Below are 2,700 nucleotides of genomic sequence, written 5' to 3'. Positions count from 1 at the left end.
ACCCCGACCTGCCCGTCTCCCAGGTCAATCCGATGCTGAACTTCGACCACGGGCTCGACGTGGCCGCGTCCATCCTGATCAGCGTCATGAGCACGCCGGACATGGTGGCCGCGATGGGCGTCACGAGCGGCGGCGAAACCCAGTACGCGGTGACCAACGGCACCAACAACCTGGAGTCCCTGTCCACCGGCCCGCTGGTGTTCGTCGAGGGTGAGAGCCGGACGCCGGAGGCGGCCACGGAGATCACGCACAAGGTCATCGCCCGGGTCCAGGAGGAACTGGACGCGCGCCAGCGGCAGGTGCAGGCGCCGAGGGGCACGTACATCACGATCAGCGAGGCCGTGCCGCCGACGACGCCCGCGCCCCAGGAGGGCAGGAAGCTGCGTTCCGCGGCCGCGGCGCTCGGCCTCGGGGTGATCGCCGCGCTGGCGTCCTCGTTCGCCGCCGAGAGCCTCTCAGGCCCGCTGCGGTCCCTCCGCGAGCGCCGCAGGCGACGCGCCGAGCCGGAGGAGCCGCGTTCCGGCGCGCAGGAACTGGTCTCCGCCGACAGGCCGGGGGCCTAGCCGGTGGCCGCCACCACGGGTGCCCCCACCGGCGCTCCCACTGGCGCCACGACCGCCGGCGCCCCGCCGCTGCCGGGGCGCGTCGACGGCGCCACCGTCGCCGCCGTGTTCGCGGCCGTCCTGCTGGTCGTGCCCGCGCGCCTGGTCCTCAAGGGACTGCCCCTGTCGCTCACCCCCGGCAACGTGGTGAGCCTCGCCGCGGCCCTGCTGTGGTTCTGCGCGCAGCTCACCCTCACGCTGGGCGCGGCGAAGGGCCGCAACCCCGTGCGCACGGCGCTGTTCGCCTACTTCACCGCGATGGTGGCCACGTTCGGGTTCTCCACCTGGGGATACATGGATTCCGACGAGCTCAGCCTGAGCGACCACGGGTTCGTCCTGGTGATCGCCTCGGTCGGCATCGCGCTCACGGTCTGCGACGGGGTGCGCGACCGCCGGCGGCTGGACTTCCTGGTCAGGACCCTGGTCGTCGGCGGGGCGGTGATCTCGGTGATCGGGGCCCTGCAGTTCCTGCTCGCACTCGACCTGACCAGGTTCCTGGAACTGCCGATCCTGCGCTACACGAACGAGGGCGACTCGTTCGTGCTGGAACGCGATGAGTTACGCCGTGTGGCCGCGACCACCGGCCATCCCATCGAGTTCGGCGTCACCTGCGCCCTGCTGCTGCCGCTGGCCGTGCACGTCGCCACCAAGGCGCGCCTGCGGGGTGAGCCCGCGCTGCGCTGGTGGGCCTGCGCGTTCCTGATCGGGCTCGGCCTGATGTTCTCCGTGTCGCGCTCGGCGATGCTGAGCCTGATCGCGGTGGGCGTGGTGCTGTTCATCGGCTGGTCGTGGCGGCGGCGGCTCTCCGCGCTGCTGGTGGGCGCGGGGTTCCTGCTGGCCGTCAGGGTGACCGTGCCCGGCCTGCTCGGGACCATCACCGGGCTGTTCACCGGCCTGAGCAACGACGAGAGCATCCAGTACAGGACGCACGACTACGCCGTGGCGGCCCAGGAGATCGGCCGGCACTTCTGGCTCGGTCGCGGACTGAGCACCTGGTACGCCCCCAAGCATCAGATCTTCGACAACCAGTACATCCTGTCCATGGTGGAGACCGGTCTCTTCGGCACCCTCGCGTACGCGGGGGTGTTCGTGGTGGCCTTCTACGCGGCGCTCAGGGCCAGGTACCTGAGCGCCGACCCCGGCGACCGCGATCTCGCCCTCACGCTCGCCGCCTGCCTGGTCGTGCCGCTCGTCGGGTCGCTCACCTTCGACCTGCTGTCGTTCGCGACGGTGACCGGTCTTGCGTTCGTCCTGGTGGGCGCGGCGGGGGCGCTGCTCCGGGCGGCACGGGCGGATCAGCTCTCGCCGTCGCAGATCAGCGGGCCGACGATCGAGGTGACCCGATAGTTCTCGTCGATGGTGACCAGTTCGTTGCCGGCCCACTCCGACCTTCCGCACTCGGAGTCGACCGGCCCGTACACCCACGACTTGTCCACCAGTTTGTTGCCGCGCACCACCTGCTTGCCGCGCGCGTTGCGCACCTGGAGGCTGTACGTGCCGCCCATGATGAGGTTGTCCGTGACGATCACGTCCTCCGACTGCTCGTCGACCAGGAAGATCGGCGCGGTGATGTGCTCGGCCTCGCGCTGGTCGACGGTGTTGTGGTGGAAGAGCAGCCCCTTGCCGCCGTGGTATGCCTGGATGCCGTCGGAGTGGTCGCCCGGGTTGGAGCAGAGCTTGACGTACGAGTCGCGGATCTCGACGTCGCCGCCCGAGACGCGGAAGCCGTCGCTGTGCCCCTGGACGAGCACCCGGGTCGCCTTGTACTTGTCGTAGCCGATCCCGGGCAGCGGCTCGCATTTACCGGTGTCCGTGCCCACCGTGGAGTCGGCGATCGTGAACCGGAACGACTCGGGCCCGTCGGAGTTGATCACGTCGCCGTCGATGACGCTGTTCGTGATCGTCACGTTGTCGGCGTGGATCAGCAGGTGGCCGGGGATGTGGACGCCGTCGAGCACGGTGCCGGGCGTGCGGATGCGGTAGGCGACTCCCTCGGTGTTGAGCTTCAGCTTCTTCAGCGCGCGGCCGCTTGGCGCGCCGGTGCAGGCGGGGGTGGGGTGGTCGGGGCAGGAGGAGCCGTCGGGCCGGACGATGGAGG

The 2,700-nt window shown here is 70.4% G+C and carries 3 protein-coding genes; 2 read left to right on the top strand and 1 reads right to left on the bottom strand.

The genetic code is table 11. The features are described 5' to 3' along the window. Both ITP53_RS54745 and ITP53_RS54740 read left to right on the top strand, forming a co-directional pair. A partial coding sequence (locus tag ITP53_RS54745; protein ID WP_207757749.1) for a hypothetical protein occupies positions 1 to 563 on the top strand: 563 nt, incomplete at its 5' end. 3 nt (positions 564 to 566) lie between these two features. Further along, a complete protein-coding gene (locus ITP53_RS54740; protein WP_195903378.1) occupies positions 567 to 1,949 on the top strand; it encodes an O-antigen ligase family protein in 1,383 nt (460 codons plus the stop codon). On the opposite strand, the gene ITP53_RS54735 is transcribed toward ITP53_RS54740, so the two are convergent. Continuing rightward, positions 1,898 to 2,700 (bottom strand): hypothetical protein (locus ITP53_RS54735; protein WP_195903377.1); only part of this gene is annotated, 803 nt, incomplete at its 5' end. The genes ITP53_RS54740 and ITP53_RS54735 overlap by 52 nt on opposite strands.

It is taken from the genome of Nonomuraea cypriaca (assembly GCF_015645445.1).
In the GTDB taxonomy this organism is placed as follows: Bacteria; Actinomycetota; Actinomycetes; order Streptosporangiales; family Streptosporangiaceae; genus Nonomuraea; species Nonomuraea cypriaca.
Note: the sequence above shows the minus strand (reverse complement) of the source record. Positions and strands in the feature narration are given on the sequence as shown.